The sequence below is a fragment of the Undibacterium parvum genome (genome assembly GCF_003955735.1).
GTDB classification, from domain to species: domain Bacteria; phylum Pseudomonadota; class Gammaproteobacteria; order Burkholderiales; family Burkholderiaceae_D; genus Undibacterium; species Undibacterium parvum.
On sequence record NZ_CP034464.1, the window covers coordinates 2,278,271 to 2,303,497 of the forward strand.

The following is a 25,227-nucleotide window of genomic DNA, read 5'->3' on the forward strand; positions in this document are numbered from 1 at the left end:
AGTCGCGATCACTACGTCTGAACCAATTGAGAAAAAATGTAATTGGCTGCAAGCATCGATCTTACGATCGCTCATACCTGCGCCAATTAAATAGTTATCCGGTCGGTGTCTCATCGAAAATCGCGTTAAGACAAAGCTTTATGCATCAACAAATAGAACTTGGCCAGTAACAAAACCATCGACAGATCGTTCAAATGCCTTTCCGACCAGAGCCCCCGGAACCGGCTGAAATCCGCGCAACATGTCTCCATACACATCCATCGCCTCCTCCAATACAGTGGGATTGACTACATTAATGCGAATTCCACGAGGCAATTCATGTGCAACGCATTTTACGAAGGTGTCAATCGCCCCACTTGTAGTAGCGTCAGCGATGGCCTGCGGCACCGGTTTCATGTTTAGTATTCCAGAAATCAAGGTAAAAGAGCCGCCATCCTTGATATATTCAAGGCCAACATGAACGACATTGATTTGGCCAAGCATCTTACTTTGAATCGTTGTTGCCCATTGGTCAGAGGTCATTTCTTGAAACGGTGCATATTCGCAATGGCCCACGGTATTAACAACCGCATCAAACTCGCCAACAGATTCAAACAATTTGCGCAATGAATCCTTATTTGTAATATCTACTTGAAAGTCACAGCCCTTACCCGATCGACTCGCTGTGACTACCTTGTGCCTCGTTAACCCACTAAGTGCTGCTTGTCCCATCATGCCAAGTGCTCCGATTACGACGACAGTTTTCATAAATTTATCTCGAATGATTGAAAGAGAGGAGATTCTAGGAGGCGGGTGATACAATGACAAACAGAGATTACCTGTAAGAGATACAAATATTTATGATGGACAAGATAGAAATCAGGCACATGAGAGTTTTCGTCAAACTCGTCAAAGAAAAAAACGTCTCCAAGGTCGCGTCCGAGACCGGTTTGACACAGCAAGCCGTCAGTGGGTATTTGAAGAAATTAAGAGAAGAATTCAAAAACGAGCTATTTTTGCGTCAAAGCAACGGCCTAAAACCTACCGACTTTGCCTACGAACTTTGCTCAAGGTTTGAGCGTGTCATACACGAGTTCGACAATGTCTATGAAACTCTTCCATTTGACCTGGCATCCATCAAAAAGACATTCACCATCATAGCGAATGAATACGCACAGCTTTCTTATGTACCACTCATTGTGCAAGCCGCCGTAAGATCTGCACCAAATATAAAATTCAAAATCCTGGACTTTGATCAAAGAACCCACGAAGAAATGCTGGCATCGGGGGAGGCCGACATTTTAATTGGCTTCAAAGATTTTATTGATGACAGGCTTAACCAGACATTGATCAAGGAGGACTACTACTCGTGCATCGTCAACGCAAAATCAAGAATACCCGATGCAGTACAAAATCTCAGTGACCTGTCAAAATTTCCTCATGTCGCTATGAACAATAGTGCTTTTTATTTTAGCGATACGGTCGATCATTTTCTAAATCAGCAAGGTGTGACGAGGAACGTCATTGCCACATTGCCGTGCTACACATTCTTACAGAGCTTCCTGTCTGTAAATGACGTAATCGCCTTTATTCCTTCTGCGATGGCTCGCCTTGGAAATTTTAGAACACTCAAATTTGATGCAAACCCACAATCCTTCGGTGTAGTGGCGGCATGGCACCGGAGGGTAGCGGAAAATCCTCTTCACAATTGGGCTATTGAGACAATCCTCAGTATCAGGTAGTAAGCATTGCCGTTCATTTCATCTTCGATTTCAGATCAAACAAACATCGCAGTATAAGAACCTCGCCTTTGGCTATATCCATCACTGCGATGACCCCGACTTTCGGTTTCGTCGCATAGATCCCCCCAAGTTTACCTTGCGTGGTTGACAATGATAGTATTCGCCACGCCTCTTGGTGTACCGCTATTGCTAAACAGATTATGTTGATACTGGTACTGTCGGTCTGCGATGCTCGATGCAAGATTCTTGTGCCGTCGTCACACCAAGTGGAAACAGGCACTTGCCAATCCAGACCAGCCATCTTAAACGCGCTTTCAGCGCTACATTTACCTTTTTCGACTACTCTGAAATTTTTCTTTTTAACTTTGCTTGTGTATTTGCATCAAATAAGCCACCGGTTTGCACGGCAAACCAGCCATGCTTTGGCATCTTAAGGTAGCCGCTAATTTCAATCCAAATTTACTTCATATCGTAAATCTCGGTTGAATGGCAGCTAACCGGAACTCTGGCCGTCTCTTTCGGGGCCAGGCTGTGTCAAAACGCAGAAATACAGAGATAAGCAGACAAGACGCGATAGAAATGCGAACAGAGGCAATACGAAGGTCTATCAAGTGTGCGATTATTTTTAAAGGTGGAAATAGGCATTCAGATTTGAAGCGTGCCACAGCCCTGTATTTGAACCCAAAAAAGCTCTCAGGCCCTCATTGCTGCCATCAACGGCATGATTCCCATTATTTTCATGACACGCTTCAGATTGTAGGCAAGCACATGCAAGCTCATCTCGGTGCTGACATGATTTTTGGTCCTGGTCAGAAAGTGTGTCGCGCCCATCCAGGCTTTGATGGTGCCAAAGGGGTGTTCGACTGTACTCTTACGCACAAGCATGGCGTCAGGCATTTCCGCCAGTTTAGCCTGCATCAGTTCCAACACGTCTTCATGCTCCCATCGTTTGACGCGCCGGTGCTCTCCTGTTGTGCATTTGACTTTCAGTGGGCAGCTCTGGCATTGTGAACTCCAGTAAGTGGTCATCGTCTTTCCTTGTTCGATGGAGGTGAAACGCATAATTAACGCTTGTCCGGCCGGGCAACGATATTCATCTTTCTCCGCGACGTATTTAAAATCCGCCTTATCAAACAGACCTTGAGCTTTATTGCCAGAGGTATGTGTCTTTGGCACTAGCGCATCAATCCCCAATCCGTGACAGGCCAGAATCTCCTCGCCTTTCATGTAACCACGGTCTGCCAGAACGGTAAGGTCTTCGGCACCAATGGCCTCGCGTGCCTGCACCGCCATGTTACATAGTTGCGTTCTGTCGTTACCCACATTGGTGACCTCATGCGCAACGATTAAATGATGTTTGGTGAGGATAGGAAATTCAACCCACCTAAGCGAAGTATTCTACCCCAACCCTGTGATCACAAGGGCAAGTTTCTATCCAATCAGATTGGATTGCACAATACATTTCTACGCGCAACATCATATCCACACAAAATCGCAGCAACCATCGCCTCAAAACATCCTCTGATTAACCGTCAGCACAAAGCTAGCCCTGATGCGCCAAACTGCGCGCACCCATTTTGAAAAACTAGAAAATTAGCCTTACCAATTCACACTCTGATCGACATCGTCATCGGGCCCCTTCTGCCCGATATCGTCGCCTGCGCCATCATCAAAGTAGTCCTTTTCTTCGGCATCATCACAAGCATCCCATAATGGTGGGCCGCGGGCTTGGCTGATCTTTGGCGGGCTAGATTCTACGCCGATGTGATCGAGGATTTTGCGGATTTCAGCACCGTCGTTGATGAAAGCAATCAACCGCATTTGGCCGCCGCAGTGCAGGCATAACAATGGAAATACTTCATAGATCCGTGCGATCAATTTCGCCCATAGGTAGCGTGCTGGCGATCGTTTGGCGTTGGTCTGGGCTTCTTGGTCTGCAGCTATTTGCGGCGCAACGGGCGGGGTCACCGGCATGGGCGCCATGGCGGTGACTGCTGCCCTGAGTGGAGAATTCGGTGCCAAGACACCGAAGTAACGATGACGGTGCATACGTGGTGGCGGCACCAACGCGGCGATCTTGGCGATGAATTCGCATGGTGTCAGGATTAAATCGCCTTGCTTGCCTCCGGATTGCGGTTTGGGACAATGGTAGAGCAAATGATCTTGTCCTTTGCGGTGCAGCCTTTCCATGGCAAACGGTGGACGTGCGCAATAGCGAAGTAGTCTCTCTAGGCCAGCTCTATCATCGGCTGCGATGCACACACTGGCATCAACCGAAAAACCGCCACCATGGCGGGCTAGCAGCATCACTTCGCCATCAATGCTGTCAAGTAAGCCACGCTTAACGAAGGCGCGCACGATACGTCGTTTGGCTTCATTTTGCACTTGAGCTATGGCCTCGGCACTGAGATGCGCCAGTGCATGAAACGTTACTTTGCCGCTCTCATCGCCATCGTCACCATCCACAGCCTCAAACACGCCATCGACAACGCAGATATGAAAATGCACATGCCTATTGAGGCTCGAGCCAAAGCGATGAATAAAAGCACAGGCCGCCAATTGCACCCGCTTGCGATCGAGCGCCACCGCACTGGGGCAATGTGCCTGCAGGCTGGCCAGGATCACCCGCAGAAATATCCGCAATGCGGTATTGAGTGCCTTGGGATCGTTCTGCAGAAAATAGCGTAAGCGTTTGGGCAGCGAGAGCACCCATTGCCGCACGGGCAGCTTGGGAAAAATGTGATCGGACAGATGCGCCGCCGTCTCCACCATGCGCCGTGTATTGCACGATGGGCACACGCCGCGCCCTTTGCAGGAAAAGGCGACCAGAAAATCATGACCGCAAGCCTCACAACGGACGCGGGCGAAGCCATAAGCCGAATTTGCAAATGCGTGCCGCATTTGAGGTTTTGCGAAACGCAGTCTCGACATAAGGCGCTGGCGTGTGCAGATCACCTTGCCCATCAAACTGGCCGCTAGAGGCAAGCGCGAGCCAGGTTTCGACGTGACCAGCGATGGTGCGATAGAACAGACTTTGCTCGGGATGACGGGCTTGATACAGCGCGGGGGCTTGCTTGGGGGCGGCTTGCCCTTGTACCGGCCGCACTGTTGCATGCCGGGCATGTGGGCGGCAAACAGCGGCTTGTGGCACATCGGAATGACCGGTGGCTGACATGGCAGCAACATCCATAGCGCAATTGATGGATGAATACTGTATGCCCAATCAGTTATTTTTTGTTGCTTTTTGTCGACCTGCGATAGACACTCTAGCTTGTTATGTAAGCAATTGACTTGACGATGGGTGGCTCACCGCGACTGTCGCAATCAGTCTTTATGCATAGGACTTGATTATGAATAGCATTTGCCAACGAGCATGCCTGCTCCGTTACAAATGTGGCGCAGGCATGATCACTTGTTATTCATAATTACAGCGTCTTCAAGAATGCCAACAACGAGTCCGATGCCCGGAACCGTGGGAGTTTTCCCCCTGGCTCCTGTAATCGGGCGAGCGCTTTTTCCTTCATTGCCAAATTTGCCTCCACGTAGTGATGTGAGGTGGCAGGACTCTCGTGGCCCAGCCAAAGCGCTATCACACTGATATTCTCCCCTGATTCCAGCAGGCTCATGGCAGAGGTGTGTCGAACCGTATGGGGTGTAATGCGGCGATTGGTTAGCTCGAAGGCTGACAGCACACCGAAAAAAATTCCAAAAGGGAACTTCTAAAAACCTAAAAACAAAAACTTTTCTCGCCGCAGAGGCGCAGAGGACGCAAAGAAAATTTTTGTTTTTCCCTCTGCGTCCTCTGCGCCTCTGCGGCAAAGCTTTTCCTTGTGAGTCGCTATCATCACGGTTCCTTGGTTTTTAGAAGTTCCCCATTGTGCTCATCACAGAAATAGGCATAAACAAGTCTTAAATACTGGCACAATAGTCGAACAAACAACATTACATTTCAATCGAGAAAACCATTATGGCTGTTAGTTTAAAAAAACCCAGGCTAGCTGCGGTGAGTCGCATCGCCCTGCTTCTCAGCTTAACTGGCTGTGCTAGCGTGGTTCAGAATACGCCGAGCACCGTGCTGGTAGCGCCGCTGGCTGGCGACGCAACTATCCTCGCGACTTGGGTGGTATTGGGTGAACAAGGGCAGGCTCAGGCACGCGCCATCACCACGGCCACTAGCTGTCCTGAGCTGAGCCAGGACGGCGTGACTAGCCGCATGCAATTACGCGCTGCGCCGGCCAGCATCGCGCAAAGAAAAACCGTCAGCAGCGCTGCCGATAGCAAGGCATCCTTGTTTGAGGTAAGTAGTTGCGAAGCCGACTTGCACGCGGGTGTAAAAACCGCCAGTATCGCCGGGCAGCTACTGCCCTTGCCGAAAGCCACGCTGCAAAAAATTATCGTAATCGGCGATACCGGTTGCCGCTTACAAAAAGGTAGTAATTATTTTCAAGAGTGTAACGACGCGGCCAAGTGGGCTTTCGCCCAAGTGGCCAAGACCGCAGCCAGTTTTCAGCCTGATTTAGTGATACACGTGGGTGATTATCACTACCGCGAAAATGCCTGCAGCCTTGGTAATCCTAGCTGTGCCGCCAGCCCCTGGGGTTATGGCTGGGATACCTGGCGCGCCGATTTTTTTACCCCGGCGGCGCCGTTGCTGGCGGCAGCACCGTGGGTGGTGGTGCGCGGCAATCATGAATCCTGCACGCGCGCCGGTCAAGGCTGGTGGCGTTTTATGGACCCTAGACCACTGCAAGCGGGACGTGATTGCAATCGCGAAGCCGACGATATTCAAGGCGATTACAGCGCGCCCTATGCAATACCTCTAGGCACGATGGGAGGGCAGAGCGCGCAATTAATCGTCTTTGATTCATCCAAAGTCCCCGGGCAAATTTTAGAAAAGACTTCCAGCGCCTATCAAATTTATGCCGCGCAATTGCAGGCGGCCGATCGCCTGGCCGAGCAGGCACAATTTTCTATCTTCATGAATCACCATCCTATCTTGGGTTTTGGCCCCGCCTTCAAATCGGGTAATCCGGCTTTACAAGACATCATGCAGCTAAGTCATCCCCAACGTCTGTTTCCAGCTAAGGTACAGGCGACGCTAGCCGGCCACGTGCATTTGTTTGAGGCGATTAGCTTTGCTTCCGATCATCCTACCCAGTTTGTCGCCGGCAATGGGGGTTCTTCCTTAGATCAGGCACTGCCGTCGCAAGTACCAGCGGGCGCCACGCCTTACGCGAAAGCCGAAGTAGCGCACTTTAGCAATAGCAATCAAGCCGGTTTCATGACCATGGAGCGCGTCGGCGCCAGTTGGAAAATGCAAGCCTGGGATCAACTAGGCAAGCCTATCAGTAGCTGTGTGATGCAGGATAATAAGACCAGTTGCGCGACGCCTTAATTGACTTTTTAAGACGCCTCAAGATTTTCTAGTATAAAAACGCGGGTAAATAATTGATCGAGTCGCTTAATTATTTACCCCTCGATTCTTTTGCAATCAACAGGTCATAAATACCAGTTAGCCTGACTCGCTTCAGCGAGTCAGTAGCTAGCTATTTTCGTTTGGCTTTGACTCGTTAAAAAGTGAAGCGTAGCTTTTCGATTTTTTAAATTTTTTGAAAGTGATAATGAGTTTTAAGATTAGATTTTTCAGTTCTAAAGTTGTGCTGCAATGTTGCCTGTTGTTTTGTGTTGCTCTTAGTGGCGCGGCACAGGCGCAATCGAAGCAGATCCCAGCTCCCGCTTTTTTTCAAAACACGCAATTTAGTAGCGCCAGGCTGTCGCCAGATGGCACCGCTCTGGCCATGCTGATGGCCGATAAAAATGACAGAATGGTATTGGCGGTACTGGAGATTGGGCAGACACAAGCGAAGGTGATTGCTGGCTATGAAGTGCGTGATATCAGTCATTTTCATTGGGTAAATAATTCGCGTCTGGTGTACGACTTGAGCAATCGCAAACTGGCGCAGGGAGAAAATTTCTTCGGCCCAGGCTTATATGCGGTGAATAAAGACGGTAGCGGGCGCTTGCAACTGGTGAGTCATACCCGATCATTGCAGTTGCTAAATAAGACCGATGCGCTACTGCCCTGGAATACTTTTTTCCTCGATACCGTACATGACAGTTCATCTTCAGACATTTTTGTGATGCAAGCTGTCACCAGCAAATCCGATCAAAATACCGCGTATGACTTGTATAGGCTCAATACCAAGACCGGCAATACAGAAATGATTCAGCGCCCTGGCAAGGTGAGTCAATGGCTGATCGACAAAAAAGGTGTGCCACGAATTGCAAAAACCATAGACGGCGCCTCAATCAAACTACAATATAAAGATCCGGATAGCGGCCTTTGGCGGGTCATTTCAGAGAGTGATTGGAGTGGCCGAAAAGATATAAACCCTGAATTTTTTAGCCCGGAAGGTGATTTGTATGTAAGCGCCTATCAAGGACAGAATTTAAGTTCATTGTATATTTTCGATCTGAAAAAAAATCAGTTAGAAACTGCACCAGTGATTTCGCTCAAAGGCTACGATTTTAATGGCAATTTTGTGTATAACACGGCGCAGAAAAAAGTGCTGGGCCTGCATTATGAAATGGGTACTGCCGCCAGTGTCTGGTTCGACGATGCCATGAAAGCGCGTCAAAAAAATATTGATACTCTGCTGCCGCACACGGTGAACCAAATCTCGATTGCCGAAGAGGCGAATGCTGCAACCGTGCTGGTGCATTCCTTTTCTGATGTCGATCCTGGCACATGGTATTTGCACGATGAAAAAACCAATCAATTGACGCGACTGGGACGCAGTCAGCCAGGTATTAATCCTGAACTCATGTCGGCAAAAGAACAAATCAGCTATAGCGCCAGAGATGGACTCACTATACCCGCCTACCTGACTGTACCAAAATTTAGCAGCGGAAAAAATTTACCTATGGTGATGTTAGTGCATGGCGGCCCGTATGTAAGAGGCGGCCACTGGCAATGGGATTCACAGGTGCAGTTTCTGGCCTCGCGCGGTTATGCCGTGTTAGAAGCGGATTTTAGGGGCAGTACCGGCTACGGCCAAAAGCATTTTAATGCTGGCTTAAAGCAATGGGGTTTGGCGATGCAGGACGATATCGCCGATGGCGTACGGTGGGCGATCGCCAAAGGAGTTGCCGACCCCAAGCGTATCTGTATAGCCGGGGGCAGTTATGGTGGTTATGCGACGCTGATGGGCTTAATTAAGGATCCACAACTGTATCGTTGCGGTATCAATTGGGTAGGTGTGACCGATATTAACCTGCTGTACGACATCCATTGGAGTGATCTCAGGGATGAGTGGAAAAACTATGGGATGCCGGTTTTAGTTGGCGCTCAGATCAAGGATGCCGCGCAGTTAAAAGCCACTTCCCCGCTGGAACACGCAGACCAGATTAAGCAACCGCTGTTGCTGGCGTATGGCGGAGCAGATAGAAGGGTGCCGCTGCCACATGGCCAAAAATTTTATGCGGCAGTGAAAACTGGAAATCCACAAGTTGAGTGGGTCGAGTATGAAGAAGAGGGACATGGGTTCCGGCTATTAAAAAACAAACTCGATTTTTGGAACCGAGTCGAAAAATTTCTAGGCCAACACCTCGCTCCTGAATAAATCAGCCCCAGACACAGCCCGTGCGGTAACACGGGCTGTGAGCTTGTTACATGGCGTTACTAAACTTTTATTAAAAACTGCAATAGACGACAACGAAAAAGCCGGGCATGCGTTGTATCCTGATAAAAAATATATCGGAGCCTATTCCATGTCAGTTCTATTTCAGCGGCGCGTGCGCTGTGCCCTCAGTTGTGTCACTTTGGGCCTGTTGGTGGCCTGCAGTACGGCCAGCAAACCGCACACCGCACGCCCCTTGCCGGCTGTTGCGGCAGCGCCCGCCATCGTCAAAACCGTCGCGCCCGTTTATGCTGCGCCTGGCGCTACCCTGCAAGCGGCTAAAGTCGACCCTGACAAACTCTTGAACCGGATTAGCTGGGGCGCGAACGCCTCCACCTCCGCTGCCTTGCAGACGCTAGGCATGGATCTGTATCTGGATCAACAATTACATCGCCCTAGCGCCGTCTTGCCAGCGACGATACAGGCGCAGATTGATGGCATGACGATAGGCCAGCAGCCGTTTGCGCAAATGATGGTCGCGCTGGAAGCGCAAAAAGAAGCGGCGGTGCAAAAGAAAGGCAGCGATGACACGCTACGCAAAGCCTATCAACAAGAGTTGAACCGACTGGCGCGTGAAGCGGCCTCGCGCTCCTTGCTGCGTGCCGTGTATTCGCCCGCGCAATTGCAAGAGCAGATGGTGTGGTTCTGGATGAATCACTTCAATATCTCGAATCAAAAACAAAATCTGCGTGCCATGCTGGGTGACTTTGAAGAACAGGCGATACGCCCCTATGCCTTAGAGAATTTCCGCGATTTATTACGCGCCACCGTGATGCATCCGGCCATGTTGCGCTATCTCGACAATGAGCATAATGCAGTCGGCCGTATCAACGAAAATTATGCGCGTGAACTGATGGAATTGCACACCATGGGCGTAGGCAGTGGTTACAGTCAAAACGATGTGCAGGAATTGGCTCGCGTCTTGACCGGCGTGGGTATTAATCTCAGTTCAAGCGCACCGCATTTGCGTCCTGAGCTGCAAAAGGCCTACGTCAGAAAAGGCTTGTTCGAATTTAATCCCAAACGCCATGATTTTGGCGACAAACAGTTGCTAGGCAAGCGCATACGCGGACGTGGTTTGGCGGAGTTGGATGAGACCATCAATTTACTCAGCAGGCAGCCAGCGACCGCACGTTTCATTAGCCGAAAATTGGCGCTGTATTTTGTCTCGGATAGCCCCAGCCCGGCTTTGATTGAAGGCATGGCACAGAGTTTTCTACGCAGCGACGGCGATATCCCGTCGGTGCTCAAAACCATGTTCGAAACCCCAGAATTTGCCGCCTCACTAGGCCTTAAATTTAAAGACCCGCTGCATTATGTGATTGCAAGCGTACGACTGGCTTACGATGGCGCTAGTATCGTCAATACCTTGCCCATGCTGAATTGGTTGAATAGTCTAGGACAGCAAAGCAACGGGCACCAGACGCCAGATGGTTACTCTTTGGAGGAAAGCAGTTGGGCTAGCCCGGCGCAAATGGCCAGCCGTTTCGATATCGCCAAAACCATCGCCGCTGGCAGTCCGGGGCTATTTCGTAGTGAAAATTCAGAGCTAAAGGTCGCTGCGAAAGATTTGCCACGTCCCGCTCTGGCAAATTCTGAGTATGTGAAAAATTGGGTGAAAAAATTTAGCCCGCAGTCTCAGCAGGCGCTACAGCAAGCCGGTTCGCCGCAAGAATGGGCCGCATTTTTTCTGGCAAGCCCAGAGATGATGCGGCGTTAAATTCAATTTAAAAACTCTTAGGACTTACGCAAAATTGTCCCAGCTAGGCGTGTCGCCGAAGACAGTACTTTAGTACGACAAGGCGGCTACAACAACGTTTGGGCGGTTTTACGTAAGTCCTAACTCTTTAATTTCGAGGCTATTTTATGAATCGACGTGAACTACTCAAGGCTGCAGCCGCACTCAGTGCCAGCACGCTTAGCAGCCGTTTGTTGGCCGCGCCTGCAACCCAGAATAAGTTGTTGATGGTGTTTTTACGCGGCGCTTACGATGCCAGCAATCTATTAATCCCGACCTCAAGTAATTTTTACTATGAGGCCAGACCAAATATCGCCATCGCCAAACCGAGTGAGTCGCTAGACAGTGCCTTATTACTGGATGCCGATTGGGGCCTGCATCCAGCCCTGCGTACCAGCATCTACCCGATGTTCCAAAAAGGCGAGGCGGCGTTTATCCCGTTTGCCGGCACCGATGATGTATCGCGCAGCCATTTTGAAACTCAAGACAGCATAGAGTTGGGGCAGCCACTCAATACTACCCGCAACTTACATTCGGGATTTTTAAACCGGCTGGCAGCGCAACTCAATGGTGCGGCAGCGATGTCATTCACCGATCAATTACCTTTGATTATGCAAGGCAGTCAGCAGATTGCTAATGCGGGCTTGCGAGTAAAAGGTAAAAATTCTATGGATGCGCGGCAAAGCGCCATCATCAGCGCTATGTATGGGCAAACAGGGCTGGCACAACAAGTGAGCGAGGGATTTGCGGTGCGTGATGAGGTAATGCGCAGCCAGCAGCAAGCCGAGCAAAATGAAATGATGCAGGCAGACCGGAATGCGCTCTCGACCAAGGGCTTTGAGTTGGAAGCACGACGGGTCGCCAAATTGATGCGCGATAAGTATGCGCTGGGCTTTATCGATGTCGGCGGTTGGGATACCCATGTCAATCAGGGCGGAGCAAGCGGGGCGCTGGCGAATAAGTTTGAAGAACTTGGCCGTGGTCTGGCCGCTTATCAGCAAGAAATGGGGACGAGCTGGCGCAATACCACGGTGGTGGTAATCAGTGAATTTGGCCGCACCTTTCGCGAAAATGGCAAGCGCGGCACCGACCACGGGCATGGTAGCGTGTACTGGGTGCTGGGTGGCGGCATCAAGGGCGGCCGCATCGTCGGTGAGCAAGTCAGGCTAGAGCCGGGCAAGCTCTTTCAAAACCGCGATTACCCGGTCTTGAACGAATATCGCGCCGTGCTGGGCGGTCTGTTTTCCGGGATTTTCGGTTTGAATGAAAAACAATTACAAGAAATTTTTGTAGGGGTGAAAGCGCGTGATTTCGGCTTGATTTAAGAGCCAGGATGAAGTTTTTAAGTAGGGAAGAAGTGCAGCTGAAAATTTTCTTATTTAGCCACATAGCGCTTGCGACAAAAAACTAGGCAATTCGACAAAATCATGGAATGATCGGGCACCGCAAATTTTCTGTGAGTCGCCATGCTGAAACGAATTTTTCTATTTGTAGTGATGTTGTTGCTGATCCTGGTGGCTGTGCTGGGCTTTAATACGCTACGCCACACATCGAAACAAATTGCGGTGACGCCGCCCGTGGTGCTGAGTTTGGATCAGGATGCAGTGGCGCAGCGTTTGGCTACAGCGCTACGTTTTCAAACGATTTCGCATCAGGGCCAGCCCGATGCGGCCATCGCAGAATTCAAAAAAATGCATGCGCATATGCAGCAGGCTTTTCCCTTAATCCACAGCAAACTTAAACGCGAAACTGTGGGCGCGGCAAGTTTGCTGTACACCTGGCAAGGCAGTGATTCCAAGGCCAAGCCCTTACTCTTAATGGCGCATCAGGATGTGGTGCCTATCGCCGTAGCGACCGAAGCAAACTGGCAACAGCCGCCGTTTGATGGCGTCATCAAAGACGGCTATATCTGGGGTCGTGGCTCCTGGGATGATAAGGGTAATTTATTCGCGATCATGGAAGCAGTAGAAACGCTGCTGGCAAGCGGCTTTCAACCGCGTCAGACCATCTATCTGGGCTTCGGTCATGATGAAGAAGTGGGCGGCCTGCAAGGTGGACAGGCCATCGCTGCGCTATTGCAGTCGCGTGCGATCCAGCTCGACTACGTGCTGGACGAGGGTTTGCTGATTACCGAAGGCATACTCAAAGGCCTGGACCAATCAGCCGCTCTGATCGGTATCGCGGAAAAAGGCTATGCAACGCTAGAGCTGAGTCTGGATGCCACGCCTGGACACTCTTCCATGCCGCCGCAAAAGACCGCGATAGGCATGATGAGTCTGGCTTTGGCGCGGCTAGAGGAACAGCAATTTCCGGCCCAGATACAGGGTGTTGCACTTGATATGTTTGAGACTATCGCGCCTGAGATGAATGGTGTGAACCGGATCTTGCTGTCGAATCTATGGCTATTTCGGCCTCTGGTGCAGCGTGAGTTAGTTAAAGGCGGCAGCACCAACGCGATGCTGCGCACCACCACCGCACTGACCGTGGTACATGCAGGCAATAAAGATAATGTCTTACCCGGACATATCGAAGCGAGCGTGAATTTCCGCACTTTGCCGGGCGATACCCAGGCCACGGTGCTACAGCATGTGAAACAGGTGGTGGCAAATGAGGCGATTAAGCTCAAGACCGCAGCGGGGAATTCCGAACCATCACGCGTCTCGCCTATCGATAGCGCCGCCTATCGCCGGCTCAATACCACGATACGCGAAGTATTTGCCAATACCATCGTGGCGCCTGGGCTAATGTTAGGTGCCACCGATTCGCGCTATTTTGATGGTTTGAGTGAAAATATCTTCAAATTCTCTCCGGTGCGCGCCAGCGCAGACGATTTACCACGCTTTCATGGTACAAATGAAAGAATATCTGTTAAGAACTACGCAGAGATGATAAGGTTTTATCACCAGTTACTGACGAACGGTAATCGGGTCGCTGCTCAGTGAGGCGACAGGCAAGATCAACGATGATTGTCTAATTTTATTCCGTAAACAGAGGAGCATGCATGATGAAAAAAGCTATTTTGGCAAGCAGTCTGATGCTGTTATCCGCCACCAGTTGGGCTGCAACGACGTCCTGTGAGGATTTAAAAACGAAAATTGAGACGAAACTGGCAGGCAAGGGCGTCAGCAATTACAGTTTGGAAGTCGCACCCAAAGGCACAGAAACCAAAGAGCGCGTGGTCGGCAATTGCGACGGCGGAAAAAACATCATCATTTATCACAAGACTGCCGCGAAAAAAGCTGCAGCCTGAGGGTACGACGAGAGGCTGGCAAACGCTGGTTTCTCGGTTTTCTAAGTCGCAGTATTAAAGTGGCGATTGCGGCCTATTTTAGCTACGCTTACTACGAAATATCTTCAATCCTTTAGCCGCCTGCGCCCGCACAGCGTTTTTTACCAGCGGCGTCCAACCCAAGAGTACTCCCTTGATTCCTAGCGCCTGACGGGCCCATTTCCATAAATCGAAGTGATCTGTGTGGCGAATAATTCTGCCGTTTCTGAACACAAAGCTTGCTTGGATATCGTTGACCACGATGCTTCCGGTTTGCGAAAACGTATACGTGGCGATCCAGTGCGCCTGGCCTTTTTTTTCGTCCGCCGTAATGCCGTCAAACACCAGCGAGAAATCTTGCGCTTTGCTAGTCAACATGCGCCACATATCGGCCGCCTCATTACCCTGCAAATTCGGAAAAACCGGGTCGGAAAATTGTACGTCGTCGGCGTAACAGAGCGCCATGGTCTCGGCGTCTAGCTGTTGAAAGGCGGTATAAAATTTTTCAATTAAGGCGGCATTGTTATGCATGACTAGGGTTTCGCTGATTTTTTAGATGACTTAGATTTTTCACTGGCGCTGGCCTCTTCGCTCGCTTTAGCCGCGGCACTACTGGCTTCCTCTGCCGCAGCTTTGGCCGCTGCTGCACTGGTATCAGGTTTGACTTCTTCTATCTTATTTTCACGCATGTAGTCGTTCATTTCCTTCCAACCGGCAAAAACCGCGGCGCGGGATGCATCCGGATTTTGTGTATAGCAATCTTCTACGCCGCGCCCGGCGTGGCGGCAGGCGCTGCCGGTGGCGCGCGCATCGGCTTCTTTGGCGGCCGCGTCTTTAGCCGGATCAGCCAGACCCAGGCGATCGCAAGCGCTCAGCATGCACAGAGAAAACAGGGGAAATAGTAAAGCGGAACGTAGCAACATGAAGGCACCAGTGAGTGTTAGGACTTGCATTCGCCAATGGGGCGACTTAGTGCGTAGTGTAGACCAGAAATGCTCGCGCAGAATAGGGGAATGCGCGCAATTGTTGCGCTAAACTAGTATCATGCGCACTCTGCTCGCTCTCCCTTATGAGGAATCAATTTATGTTAAGCGGCATCTTGGCCGCACTCGCTGCTGGCTTGCTTTGGGGTCTGGTTTTCATCACGCCTTTATTATTGCCCGATTACCCTGGCCTGATTTTATCGTTTGGCCGGTATACCGCATTTGGCCTGATCGCCCTGCTTCCGGCTTGGTTCGATCGCCAGCGCATTGCGCGCTTACGTAGACAGGATTGGCTGGCGGCACTCAAGCTGGCACTGGTCGGCAATGTGATTTATTACGCTGCCTTGGCAAGCGCCATACAATTGGCGGACGCGCCCTTGCCAACCATGTTGATCGGCACGCTGCCAGTGGTGATCGCGATATGCTCGAATTGGTCACCGCAGCACGCCAGCGAGGGCATCGCCTGGAAAAAACTGGCACTGCCCTTATTGTGTATTTTTATAGGTCTGATGCTGGTCAATGCGGCCGAATTACGCCATCTGGATGGCCAGCGTAGCCTGAGCCAATATCTGCAGGGCGGGTTGATCGCACTGTTGGCAGTGGCCGCCTGGACCTGGTATCCGATCATGAATGCGCGTTACATGAAGGTCTACACGCATATTAGTGCCAGCACCTGGGCCACCGCTCAGGGTTTGATGACACTGCCGCTGGCGCTGCTAGGTCTAGCGGGCTACGCCTTGTTTGCCCAACTGTATGCGGCACCGGGTGGCTATGCTTTTCCCTTGGGCAGCGCGCCGGCTAAATTTATCGCGGCGATGTTGATCTTGGGCTTTGCCGCCTCCTGGTTGGGCACGCTATTCTGGAATCACGCCAGTAAAAAATTGCCGACTAGCCTGGCTGGACAACTAATCGTGTTTGAAACTTTGTCTGCTCTGCTGTACACGTTTATCTTGCGCGGCGAGTTCCCGGCGAAGCAGATACTACTAGGGGTATGCCTATTGTGCCTGGGGGTTGCGCTTGCAGTACGTGCGTTTAAACAGCAACATTAAGGATACTCCCCTAAAAATAGAGATTTTTAGGGACGGGGCACGGTGAACCAGAAACAGGTGCCCAGACCTGGCTGCGTCACATAGCCGATTTCACCGCCCATTTTTCCTATCAGTTTTTTACTGATATTGAGACCCAGGCCGGTGCCGCCCTGCTGGCGGGTATTGTCGCTTTCGGCTTGCGCAAAAGCCTCGAAAATACGACTTTGAAAATCTAATGGTATGCCGCTGCCGTGGTCTTCGACTTCGACCCGCCAGTAGGCTTCGGCCTCTGCCAGACGGATTTCTATCTCAGCCCCGGGTGGGGAGAATTTAGCCGCATTCGAGAGTAAATTCGCCAACACTTGCATCAGCCTATCCGGGTCACCGATGGCGATGCCGTTCAGGCTAGTCTGTTCCATCCGATAACGCACCTGATAGCTGGCCGCATAAGCGGCATTGGCCTCGATAGACTGGGCGATCAAGTCCTTCAGATTGACGCTGACACTGGCGATCGTCATTTGCCCTGAAAGTAGTTTATCCATATCCAGAATATCGTTGACCAGGGTAATTAAACGCTGGCTATTGCGATTCGCGACCTTGATCAACTCTAAGGCCTTGTCCGGTAAAGTGCCGAGTATGCCCGCTTCCAGTAAACCCAGAGCGCCACGGATGGAGGTGACCGGTGTACGCAACTCATGACTGACAGTGGAGATAAACTCGGATTTGATACGCTCCATTTGTTTGCGTTGCGAGATATCGGTGTGGGTGCCGACCATGCGTAAAGCAGCACCATCGGCAGCGCGTTGCACCACCATGCCGCGATCAAGTATCCACAAATAGCTGCCGTCTTTGCACAAGACCCTATGCTCGTTCGAAAAGCTATTGGTTATGCCGTCCAGATTTGCCTCTACATCAGCCATCACGGCGGGCATGTCTTCCGGATGAACCCGGCTCGACCATTCTGTCAAAGCATCACCGATTTCTGCTTCGCTGTGGCCTAGCATTTCTTTCCAGCGTTTTGAGAGTTGCACTTTACCGCTAGGAATATCCCAATCCCAGACCCCATCGCCGCTGCCTTCCAGCGCAAACTTCCAGCGCTCTTCACTGGCGCGCAAAGAAGCCAGTGCCTTGATGGTTTTTTGTTCTAAACGCTTGTTGTCCGTGATGTCGGTGCCAACGCCGCAGGTGCCGGTAATCTTCCCTTCGAGATCAAATAAGGGCGATCTAACCACCAGATAAGTATGCGTGCCATCTTCGCCTTGCACGTTATTTTCGGTCTGTAGCGTGAGCCCTTTCTCGATCAGCAGGCGCTCGCTCACTGCTACTTTTTCTGCCAATTCCAAGGGCAGCACATCAAGATAGCTCTTACCTAGAATATCGGCATTGCTGCAATGAAAAATGCGTTCGTATTCCTTATTCACATACAGATAACGGCCCTGCAAATCGCGTACATGCACGTAGGAGGTGGTGCTATTCATCAGGGTGTTAAATAACTGAATGCTGTCCTGGAGTTTTTGTTCCGCCAGTTTGAGTTCGGAAATCTCTCGTATGATCACCAGGTAACACAATTTTTTCTCAACCAATAGCTGCATTTCACTGATGGAAATGGCGATGGCGAAGTGGCTGCCGTCACTGCGCTTGCCTATCATTTCACGGCGTGGATCAGCCATCTTGGCCTGATTGACGCGGCGGTAGTTTTGTATGAACCCTTCGCTGGTGCTGTGATAAGACTCGGTCAGTAAGCTCTTAATATTGCGGCCTAGCAAGCTCTCTTCCGTATAGTTAAACATCGCCAGCGTGGCCGTGTTGAGCGCCTGTATTCTATCGTTCAGGTCCACCGTGATGATCGCATCAGCGACGTTTTCCAGGACGTTAACGAGTTTGGATTCGCAGTCTAAAGCACGTTGCTGATGATAGCTCAGGGCCAGCTCAGTTTCGGCCCAGGCTGCGAAGTCTTTGAGTGCCGCTAGCTCGCGCGCGCTGAGGCTGCGTGGGCTGTGCGCGATCAGACATAAAGTGCCGAGTTTGTAGCCGTTCGGTCCATTTAATGGCACGCCCGCATAAAATTTAACAAAAGGGGCGGCGGTGACTAGGGGATTGTCGGCAAAGCGCGGATCAAGGTCGGCGTTTTCCACCACAAAGATGGGATCCTGCAGGATCGCGTGTCCGCAAAAAGAGACATTGCGCGGAGTTTGGCTGGCGTCTAGCCCTTGTTTTGACTTGAACCACTGCCTATCTTGATCGATCAGAGAAATCAGCACGATGGGCACGCCAAACAAGAGTTGCGCGCTACGCGTGATGCGCTCAAAGCGCTCTTCGCTCGGGGTATCGAGCACGCACAGTGAGCGTAGCTCTGCCAGCCGCGCGACTTCGTTATCCGGTATGCCTGGTTGCAGCATGTGACGCCCTTTTTAGCTAGTCTTCTTGAGAACATGCGAAAAAAATTGTGAGGTCCAAGCTAGATGCTGGCTTGCTAGGTGATCACTATAGCAAAACTTGCCAGCGAAAGGGGATAGATGTTGCGACTCTCAATATGATGCTCAATTCGCCTTTTAGATCATTAAGATACTCAGTGGGGGTATCTGTCGTGATATCTCATTTGCGCAATACAGATAAGGACAATTGCCCACTAAAAAGCGATACTCCCCTATTTTTGTGATTTTTAGTATCTATTCAACCTGCTACTAAAATTATTAAAAAAGACGAAAACCTCTCAAAGGAGATACCGAGACACAGAGAAAAACGGGGAACTGCCTTGCTTTCCTCTGTGAATCTCTGTGTCTCTGTGCCTCTGTGTTGAGTGGTTTTGACTTTCTTCATAGCGGGCTGAACAGTAACGATTTTTACGAGAAAATAAGAGGGGCGTCGTGGGACTGCAGCATGATGATTGCTGGTGATCAAATCCTGAACTGAGCAAGATCGCGGTGGCTTGCGTTGATTTGAAGTTGCCGCCTGTTGAGCTTAATTTTATACAGATACTAGGGGTGAGTATCGATGGTGATTTCTATTTTGCGTAGGTAATCATTGCGCAAGCCAGCATCGATTTCAGATACTCCCCACATTATTTACATTTGTTGAAATAGATGCAGATGATTGCGGCTCACTTCTAATTTCTCGGGGTGGCCTTTTAATTGCACTAATTGGCGGCCGCGGAAATCGCGTGTCACTTCGCTGATGGCTTGCACGTTGACGATGCAAGAGCGGTGTATGCGCCAAAATTCATCTGGATTGAGTTCATCTTCCAGCTCTTTGAGCGACTTGCGTATCAGATATTCGGCGGCCTCGGTCTGTACCCGGGTATATTTTTCGTCAGAGCGAAAAAATAAGACTTCTTTGGTGCTGATCATGCGCAAACTGGCGCCGACACTGGCCTGTATCCAGCGCAGATAATCGGTTTTATGTGCCTGGCTATGTTGCAGCAATTGCTGGAGTAATTGTTCCATTTGTTCGGATTGCGGGGCAGCGCCTGGATGTGTACTCGGCGCGGCGCTGGCGACGGCAGCCAGTCTTTGTTGCAGGCGGCGACAAGTGCTGGCTAAGCGTTCCGCATCGACCGGTTTCAACAGGTAATCCATAGCACCTTGCTCGAAAGCCTGAATCGCGTATTCATCGTAAGCGGTGACGAACACGATCTGCGCTTGTTGCGCTAAAGTGCGGGCCGCCTCTATGCCGTTTTTACCCGGCATACGGATATCGAGAAAGATGATGTCGGGCGCATGCAACTGCGCTTGTTCGAGTGCGGCGATGCCATTGGCCGCCTCCGCCACGATCTGCAACTCTGGCCAGACCTCGGCCAGGCGGCTCTTGAGTTGCTCGCGCATCGGGGTTTCGTCATCGACGATCAGGGCGGTCGGCATAGAGATTTCCTGGAGACAGATTAATTGAGTGGCAGACGTATGCTGACGCGTGCACCGCCATTGGCCGGCGCTTCGACTATCAATTGCGCACGGCTGCCGTAGAGTATTTTGAGGCGTTCGCGGATATTCGACAAGCCTATGCCGTCATCGGCATGCAGATTAAAGCCTACCCCATCGTCAGTGACCGTCACTTGCAGATCGTTGTCGAGACGGATCGCCTGTATCGTAATATGGCCGCCAGCTACTTTTGGTTCTAGCCCGTGTTTAATCGAATTTTCTACCAGGGTCTGCAACATCATCGCTGGAAAAGCCGCCAGTGCTAACTCAGGTGCGACCTCAATACTGGTGCTGAGACGCTCTCCCATGCGAGCTTGCATGATGTTCAGATAGGCACGTGACATCTCCACTTGCTGCCCCAGACTACTACTGTTTTTGTCACGCATCTGCGGCAAGGCGGCGCGCAAATACAGGATTAAGGCGGCATGAATTTTGGCCGCCTGGGCCTGATCGGTTTCGATTAACTGGCCGATCAGCGCCAGGGTATTAAATAAAAAATGCGGCTCTATCTGTGCCTGCAAGGCCGCCATTTGCGCTTCCAGCAAACGTCGCTCCAAGGCTTCTACATCGGCCCGCGTGATGGCGGCACTGGCTGCCAACTCGGCCTTACGCTTGCCGCCAGCCACACTCTTGATGACGATAGAGCCCCAGAAGAACAAGCCGCCCAAAGGGCCAAAACCGATAGGGCCGGTAATCAGAAACACCAGAAAGCAAATCAGGATCAGGTGCAACCATGAGACCACCGCCAACCAGTCGAAGAAGCGCCACCATAAGACGCGCGCGGTCTCGCACACATCCAGGGTGAAATTTAAAACTTTATTCTCGTTAGACTTATGCATGCTAGTTCTCCCTGTCCCCGGGTTCTACACCAGGGCGCTGCAAATGGATTTAGTTAAATTAGATTATTGATTGCTGGTTTGCTTGGGCTTGAGCACGCACAGCAATACTACTAGCTTTATCAACAAGAAAGCGATAAACAGGCTCAAGGCCAGGGGCAGTATGCTCAGTAGCAAGGCGGCACCCAGACATGCCAGAATTAAGTTAGGCATAGCTAAAGTCATCAAATACTGAAAAACCTGGCGGGCCAGCGCAAAAAATTCCAGGCTAGTCTGGCGCAAGCTTTTGATTACTTGTGCGAATGTAGGGCTTTGCATACTGCTCTCCTTAGTGTGTAAATGCTTGCTGATATCAGCGCAGCGGCCAGTCGTTAGGCTCACTGTAAGCGGATGTGCTGCACGACACCAGCGTGCTGCGACCAATTGCAGCAGCATGCGGGTGAATGGTGACGGCAGTGGATAAACGGTGTGCCGTCGCTAGTAGTTTTAGGGTGAGCTGCAGGGTAGGGGCGGAATAACATACAATGGCTGCCTCCCTGTTTATATATTTATCCCCGTGCTGACTTCTCTCCTTAAATTCGCAGCCCTGCTCCTGACAGTGACGCTGATGGCCTGTTCTCCTAAGTTTGACTGGCGCGAAGTGCGTGGTAGCGATGCCCCGTTTACCATCCTAATGCCCGCCAAAGCGGCTTCGTTCTCGCGTCTGATGGAACTCGATGGCGTCAATCTGAATCTGCACATGACCGCCGCCGATGCGGGCGGCGTGAGTTTTGCGGTCGGTTATGCCAAAGTCAATGAGAGCAGCAAAATACCCGGGGTGCTCGCCGCGATGCAAGCGGGCATGTTGAAAAACATACGCGCCACCAGTAGCAAGCCACGTCAATCAGATGGCAGTGAAATCGAGGCGATCGGCCAACTCCAAAATGGCCAAACGGTCAAACTACTAGGGCGTTTTGTGGCCCGTGGTAACTGGGTGTATCAGGTCGTCATCATAGGCCCGGAAAAAGCGCTGAACGCCGACGTGGTCGATACCTTTCTGACCTCCTTCAAAGCAGGATAGGGTAGTGCGAGGCGCGTAGGTGGCGGACTAATTTAACACTCACTGCCTTAGGATTTTTTGTGATTTACCAACACTGGGACTCTCCTAAATGTCTTTTTAGGACTATCATTTAGTTACGTTGACCGTTTTTTTCGTCTAGAAGGAGATGGCCGCTGTTTCACCACCACATAGGAGAAAAAATGTTAATCACTTTTACATCCAAGGCCGCCGCCGAAGTGACCATGTATAAAGAACATGCGCGTCGGGCTTTAGAGCTACTCCATAAAAATGTCGATCGTGGGGTGTTGACCTTTGCCGAGACTGCCAATGCGATCAAGGTGATAGAGGATGCGGTGGCTGAGAGTCGCGCTCATCCTATCAGCGAAGAGGTAGTGCATGATATTGAAGCCCATCCAGATGATGACGACAATGAGCATGAACACGAGCAAGAGGCGGTCGCCAAAGTCAGTTTTTCTGCCCGCATGTTTCCCTTGCTAGATATGCTCAGAGCTGCGCACAAGAAGCAACATGATGTGATCTGGAGCGAGTAAGGGCATGAGCGCGCACATAGAAAACACCCAGGAATTTACTTTAAGCAGCAACGACGGCACCCAACTATTCGTGCGCGACTGGCCCTTAGAAGGCTCAGCCACGCCGCAGGATGGGGTCTTCATCATGCATGGTTTAGGTGAACATTGTGGTCGTTATGCGCATGTGGCGCGGTTTTTTAATACTTTGGGGTTTGCGGTGCGCACCTATGATCATCGCGGTCATGGGCAGTCTGGCGGCAGCCGCGGTGATGTGCCAGATACCGAGGCACTATTACGCGATGCGCGTATGCTGCTGAACGATTTCAGTAAAAAATTGCAAGCACCGCCTTTGCTATTTGGGCACAGCATGGGAGGTGTATTTGCAGCGCGTTTTGCCACGGCTGGCTTAGCGCCGGTGCGGGCGCTGATCCTGTCTTCTCCAGCGCTGGCGTTGCACATGTCGGGGCTAGAGAAAGTCTTGCTGAAAGTGGCGAGCCTGTTAATCCCAGGTTTAGGAATACCGAACGGTTTAAAAACCCGCTATTTGTCGCATGATGCAGCAGTGGTCGCGGCCTACGAGAATGATGCCTTAGTACACGGCAAGATCAGTGCGCGTCTGCTCAATGCAATGTTGCAAGCGGCTGAGTTCTCGCTTCAGCACACCGCGCAATTGACGATTCCTGTTTTACTTCTGGTCGCGCAACAAGATCATCTGGTCGACCCGAAAGGCAGTGCCGCCTTCGCCAAAAATCTAAACCCAGCGCGTGCCAAGGCGATTTTCTACCCAGATTTTTATCACGAAATTTTTAATGAGCTGGAAGCGACGCAGGTTTTCGATGATCTGCGAACTTGGTTAGAGCAACAGCATTTCACCCCCTTGTTGGCGAAGTCAGCTTGAGCCTGCCTGAATCTGTTTGAATCTAAGCAGCGCACAGCTGGCGCTACGTTTGAAATAGCTGGAGCGCCTGTCAGGCTGTTACACTAGCGGCCTATCTAGGCAAGACTAGTAAATGCACCGCTAAAATTTAAGAATGATATGCAAACACCTTCAAGAAAAACCCTGACTAAGCCGAGTAACCCGAGTAAGACGGCGAAGCCGTCGAGTCAGGCGAAATCATTCAAGCCTGCCAATCCGGCAACGCCAGCGCCGACTGCCACTGCCGAATTCAAAATGACAGAAATTAAAGCCGATTCTTTGGCCTTTAGTCTGGTAGGTGCTGCGCAAGCGGTCGCTTATGTGTTGGAAGGGATGGCCCTACCTCAGGCGCTAGCCAAAGTGTTTGCGCAAACCAATGCCTCACCGCAAGCGCGCGGCGCGATTCAGGATATTTCCTATCGCAGCATGCGGCAGGTCGGTTGTGTCGATGCCCTGCTGACTTTAATGACGACTAAACCGCCTGAGCCACCCTTGCTGTACAGCTTGATGTGTTGTGCGCTGACCTTATTAGTCAAAGTGGATGGCGAAGAAGCTCCCTACGAAGATTTTATCGTGGTCGATCAAGCCGTCAATGCCGCCGCCTCTAGCCCGCACATGGTGTTTGCCAAAGGCATGGTCAATGCCATCTTGCGGCGTTTTTTGCGCGAGCAGGCAAGTCTGCTCGCTACCGTGATGAAGCAACCGACCGCGCTATGGAATTACCCGCAATGGTGGGTAGATCAATGTAAAGCGGCGTATCCGCAAGATTGGCAAGCCATCTTGCGCGCCGGCAATCAGCCGCCGCCTTTGACACTGCGCGTCAATCAAAGGCAGATTTCCGTGGCGGATTACTTAGTCATGCTGGAAGCGGCACAAATGGCCGCCACCCAGATCGGCCCGGACGCGGTGCGTCTGGTGAAGCCAGTTCCGGTTCTTCAACTACCAGGATTTGAACAAGGTCTGGTGTCGGTGCAAGATGCCGGTGCGCAATTAGCCGCTAGCTTGCTCGATGTGCAAGATGGCATGCGGGTCTTGGATGCCTGCGCGGCACCGGGTGGTAAGACTTGCCATTTGCTGGAAATCGCCAATCTTGATTTGCTGGCCATCGATTCTGATCCTAAACGGGTCGAACGCATCCATGAAAATCTGACAAGGTTGAAACTGAGCGCCAATGTCAGGGCCGCCGATGCCGGTAAATCCAACTGGTGGGATGGTCAGGCGTTTGACCGTATCTTGGCCGACGTACCTTGCACCGCCTCCGGCATAGTCAGACGGCATCCGGATATACGCTGGTTACGCCGCAAAATGGATGCGGTGCAGTTGGCGGCCTCTTCCGCGCGTTTGCTGGATAATCTCTGGACTATGCTGAAACCCGGCGGAAAATTGCTGCTGGTGACTTGTTCTATCTGGCCTATGGAGTCTGAGGCTCAGGCGGCGGCGTTTGGAGTACGTCATGACGCAGTCCGACTTGATGCGCCAGGGCAATTACTACCACAGTTGGATGGCAACAACGATCATGATGGCTTGTTTTACGCTTTGTTTCAAAAACCGGCAGTCTGAAACGGGTTTCCAGTT

20 protein-coding genes and 2 pseudogenes are annotated in these 25,227 nt (G+C 51.1%); 12 read left to right on the plus strand and 10 right to left on the minus strand.

The genetic code is table 11. From position 1 onward, the window contains the following. Nucleotides 1-138 precede the first annotated feature (138 nt). Nucleotides 139-747, minus strand: a complete 609-nt coding sequence (locus EJN92_RS09875; protein WP_126127661.1) for a short chain dehydrogenase — start codon at nucleotides 745-747, stop codon at nucleotides 139-141. Between the two features lie 92 nt (nucleotides 748-839). On the opposite strand from EJN92_RS09875, the gene EJN92_RS09880 reads away from it, so the two are divergent. Further along, nucleotides 840-1,721: a LysR family transcriptional regulator gene (locus tag EJN92_RS09880; RefSeq protein WP_126127662.1), complete on the plus strand. Its 882-nt coding sequence runs from the start codon at nucleotides 840-842 to the stop codon at nucleotides 1,719-1,721. Nucleotides 1,722-2,414: 693 nt separating this feature from the next. Here the strand turns inward: EJN92_RS09880 and EJN92_RS09885 are convergent. The 3 genes and pseudogenes from EJN92_RS09885 to EJN92_RS09895 form a co-directional block, all read right to left on the minus strand. Continuing rightward, a pseudogene (locus EJN92_RS09885) lies at nucleotides 2,415-3,101 on the minus strand (transposase); the annotation flags it as partial. Nucleotides 3,102-3,320: 219 nt separating this feature from the next. Further along, nucleotides 3,321-4,827 (minus strand): annotated as a pseudogene (locus EJN92_RS09890) (transposase). Nucleotides 4,828-5,146: 319 nt separating this feature from the next. Beyond that, a complete protein-coding gene (locus EJN92_RS09895) occupies nucleotides 5,147-5,413 on the minus strand; it encodes a tyrosine-type recombinase/integrase (protein ID WP_227869787.1) in 267 nt (88 codons plus the stop codon). Between the two features lie 275 nt (nucleotides 5,414-5,688). Between EJN92_RS09895 and EJN92_RS09900 the strand changes: the two genes are divergently transcribed. The 6 genes from EJN92_RS09900 to EJN92_RS09925 all read left to right on the plus strand — a co-directional run bounded on the left by EJN92_RS09900 (nucleotide 5,689) and on the right by EJN92_RS09925 (nucleotide 14,388). Beyond that, entirely contained in the window at nucleotides 5,689-7,116 is a 1,428-nt protein-coding gene (locus tag EJN92_RS09900) for a metallophosphoesterase family protein (protein WP_126127666.1), read from the plus strand. A gap of 226 nt (nucleotides 7,117-7,342) precedes the next feature. Continuing rightward, the gene (locus tag EJN92_RS09905; protein WP_126127667.1) at nucleotides 7,343-9,343 is read left to right on the plus strand and encodes an alpha/beta hydrolase family protein; all 2,001 of its coding nucleotides are present in this window, start codon (nucleotides 7,343-7,345) and stop codon (nucleotides 9,341-9,343) included. 148 nt (nucleotides 9,344-9,491) lie between these two features. Beyond that, nucleotides 9,492-11,120 (plus strand): DUF1800 domain-containing protein, encoded by a 1,629-nt coding sequence (locus EJN92_RS09910; protein ID WP_126127668.1) that lies wholly within the window; start codon nucleotides 9,492-9,494, stop codon nucleotides 11,118-11,120. Nucleotides 11,121-11,266: 146 nt separating this feature from the next. Beyond that, nucleotides 11,267-12,463, plus strand: a complete 1,197-nt coding sequence (locus EJN92_RS09915; protein WP_126127669.1) for a DUF1501 domain-containing protein — start codon at nucleotides 11,267-11,269, stop codon at nucleotides 12,461-12,463. A gap of 141 nt (nucleotides 12,464-12,604) precedes the next feature. Further along, the gene (locus tag EJN92_RS09920; RefSeq protein ID WP_126127670.1) at nucleotides 12,605-14,080 is read left to right on the plus strand and encodes a M20 family peptidase; all 1,476 of its coding nucleotides are present in this window, start codon (nucleotides 12,605-12,607) and stop codon (nucleotides 14,078-14,080) included. Between the two features lie 59 nt (nucleotides 14,081-14,139). Beyond that, complete coding sequence (locus EJN92_RS09925; RefSeq protein ID WP_227869788.1) at nucleotides 14,140-14,388, plus strand: DUF1161 domain-containing protein; 249 nt, start codon at nucleotides 14,140-14,142, stop codon at nucleotides 14,386-14,388. Nucleotides 14,389-14,466: 78 nt separating this feature from the next. Here the strand turns inward: EJN92_RS09925 and EJN92_RS09930 are convergent, their stop codons facing one another. Further along, complete coding sequence (locus tag EJN92_RS09930) at nucleotides 14,467-14,937, minus strand: nuclear transport factor 2 family protein (RefSeq protein WP_126127671.1); 471 nt, start codon at nucleotides 14,935-14,937, stop codon at nucleotides 14,467-14,469. 2 nt (nucleotides 14,938-14,939) lie between these two features. Then, nucleotides 14,940-15,329: a hypothetical protein gene (locus EJN92_RS09935; RefSeq protein ID WP_126127672.1), complete on the minus strand. Its 390-nt coding sequence runs from the start codon at nucleotides 15,327-15,329 to the stop codon at nucleotides 14,940-14,942. Nucleotides 15,330-15,490: 161 nt separating this feature from the next. On the opposite strand from EJN92_RS09935, the gene EJN92_RS09940 reads away from it, so the two are divergent. Beyond that, a complete protein-coding gene (locus tag EJN92_RS09940; RefSeq protein ID WP_126127673.1) occupies nucleotides 15,491-16,438 on the plus strand; it encodes a DMT family transporter in 948 nt (315 codons plus the stop codon). Nucleotides 16,439-16,464: 26 nt separating this feature from the next. On the opposite strand, the gene EJN92_RS09945 is transcribed toward EJN92_RS09940, so the two are convergent. The 4 genes from EJN92_RS09945 to EJN92_RS09960 form a co-directional block, all read right to left on the minus strand. Beyond that, entirely contained in the window at nucleotides 16,465-18,816 is a 2,352-nt protein-coding gene (locus tag EJN92_RS09945) for a PAS domain S-box protein (protein WP_126127674.1), read from the minus strand. A 666-nt stretch (nucleotides 18,817-19,482) separates the two neighbouring features. Beyond that, nucleotides 19,483-20,274 (minus strand): LytR/AlgR family response regulator transcription factor, encoded by a 792-nt coding sequence (locus EJN92_RS09950; protein ID WP_126127675.1) that lies wholly within the window; start codon nucleotides 20,272-20,274, stop codon nucleotides 19,483-19,485. Nucleotides 20,275-20,294: 20 nt separating this feature from the next. After that, the gene (locus tag EJN92_RS09955; protein ID WP_126127676.1) at nucleotides 20,295-21,170 is read right to left on the minus strand and encodes a sensor histidine kinase; all 876 of its coding nucleotides are present in this window, start codon (nucleotides 21,168-21,170) and stop codon (nucleotides 20,295-20,297) included. A gap of 63 nt (nucleotides 21,171-21,233) precedes the next feature. Further along, nucleotides 21,234-21,485, minus strand: coding sequence for a hypothetical protein (locus EJN92_RS09960; RefSeq protein ID WP_126127677.1), 252 nt, complete (start codon nucleotides 21,483-21,485; stop codon nucleotides 21,234-21,236). 238 nt (nucleotides 21,486-21,723) lie between these two features. Between EJN92_RS09960 and EJN92_RS09965 the strand changes: the two genes are divergently transcribed. The 4 genes from EJN92_RS09965 to rsmB all read left to right on the plus strand — a co-directional run bounded on the left by EJN92_RS09965 (nucleotide 21,724) and on the right by rsmB (nucleotide 25,212). Continuing rightward, complete coding sequence (locus EJN92_RS09965) at nucleotides 21,724-22,227, plus strand: SH3 domain-containing protein (RefSeq protein ID WP_126127678.1); 504 nt, start codon at nucleotides 21,724-21,726, stop codon at nucleotides 22,225-22,227. Between the two features lie 179 nt (nucleotides 22,228-22,406). Then, the gene (locus EJN92_RS09970; RefSeq protein ID WP_126127679.1) at nucleotides 22,407-22,757 is read left to right on the plus strand and encodes a DUF1840 domain-containing protein; all 351 of its coding nucleotides are present in this window, start codon (nucleotides 22,407-22,409) and stop codon (nucleotides 22,755-22,757) included. Between the two features lie 4 nt (nucleotides 22,758-22,761). Beyond that, the gene (locus tag EJN92_RS09975) at nucleotides 22,762-23,634 is read left to right on the plus strand and encodes an alpha/beta hydrolase (RefSeq protein WP_126127680.1); all 873 of its coding nucleotides are present in this window, start codon (nucleotides 22,762-22,764) and stop codon (nucleotides 23,632-23,634) included. A gap of 138 nt (nucleotides 23,635-23,772) precedes the next feature. Then, nucleotides 23,773-25,212 carry a 16S rRNA (cytosine(967)-C(5))-methyltransferase RsmB gene (rsmB, locus tag EJN92_RS09980; protein ID WP_126127681.1) on the plus strand — a complete coding sequence of 480 codons (1,440 nt, stop codon included), beginning with the start codon at nucleotides 23,773-23,775 and terminating at the stop codon, nucleotides 25,210-25,212. Nucleotides 25,213-25,227: the final 15 nt, after the last annotated feature.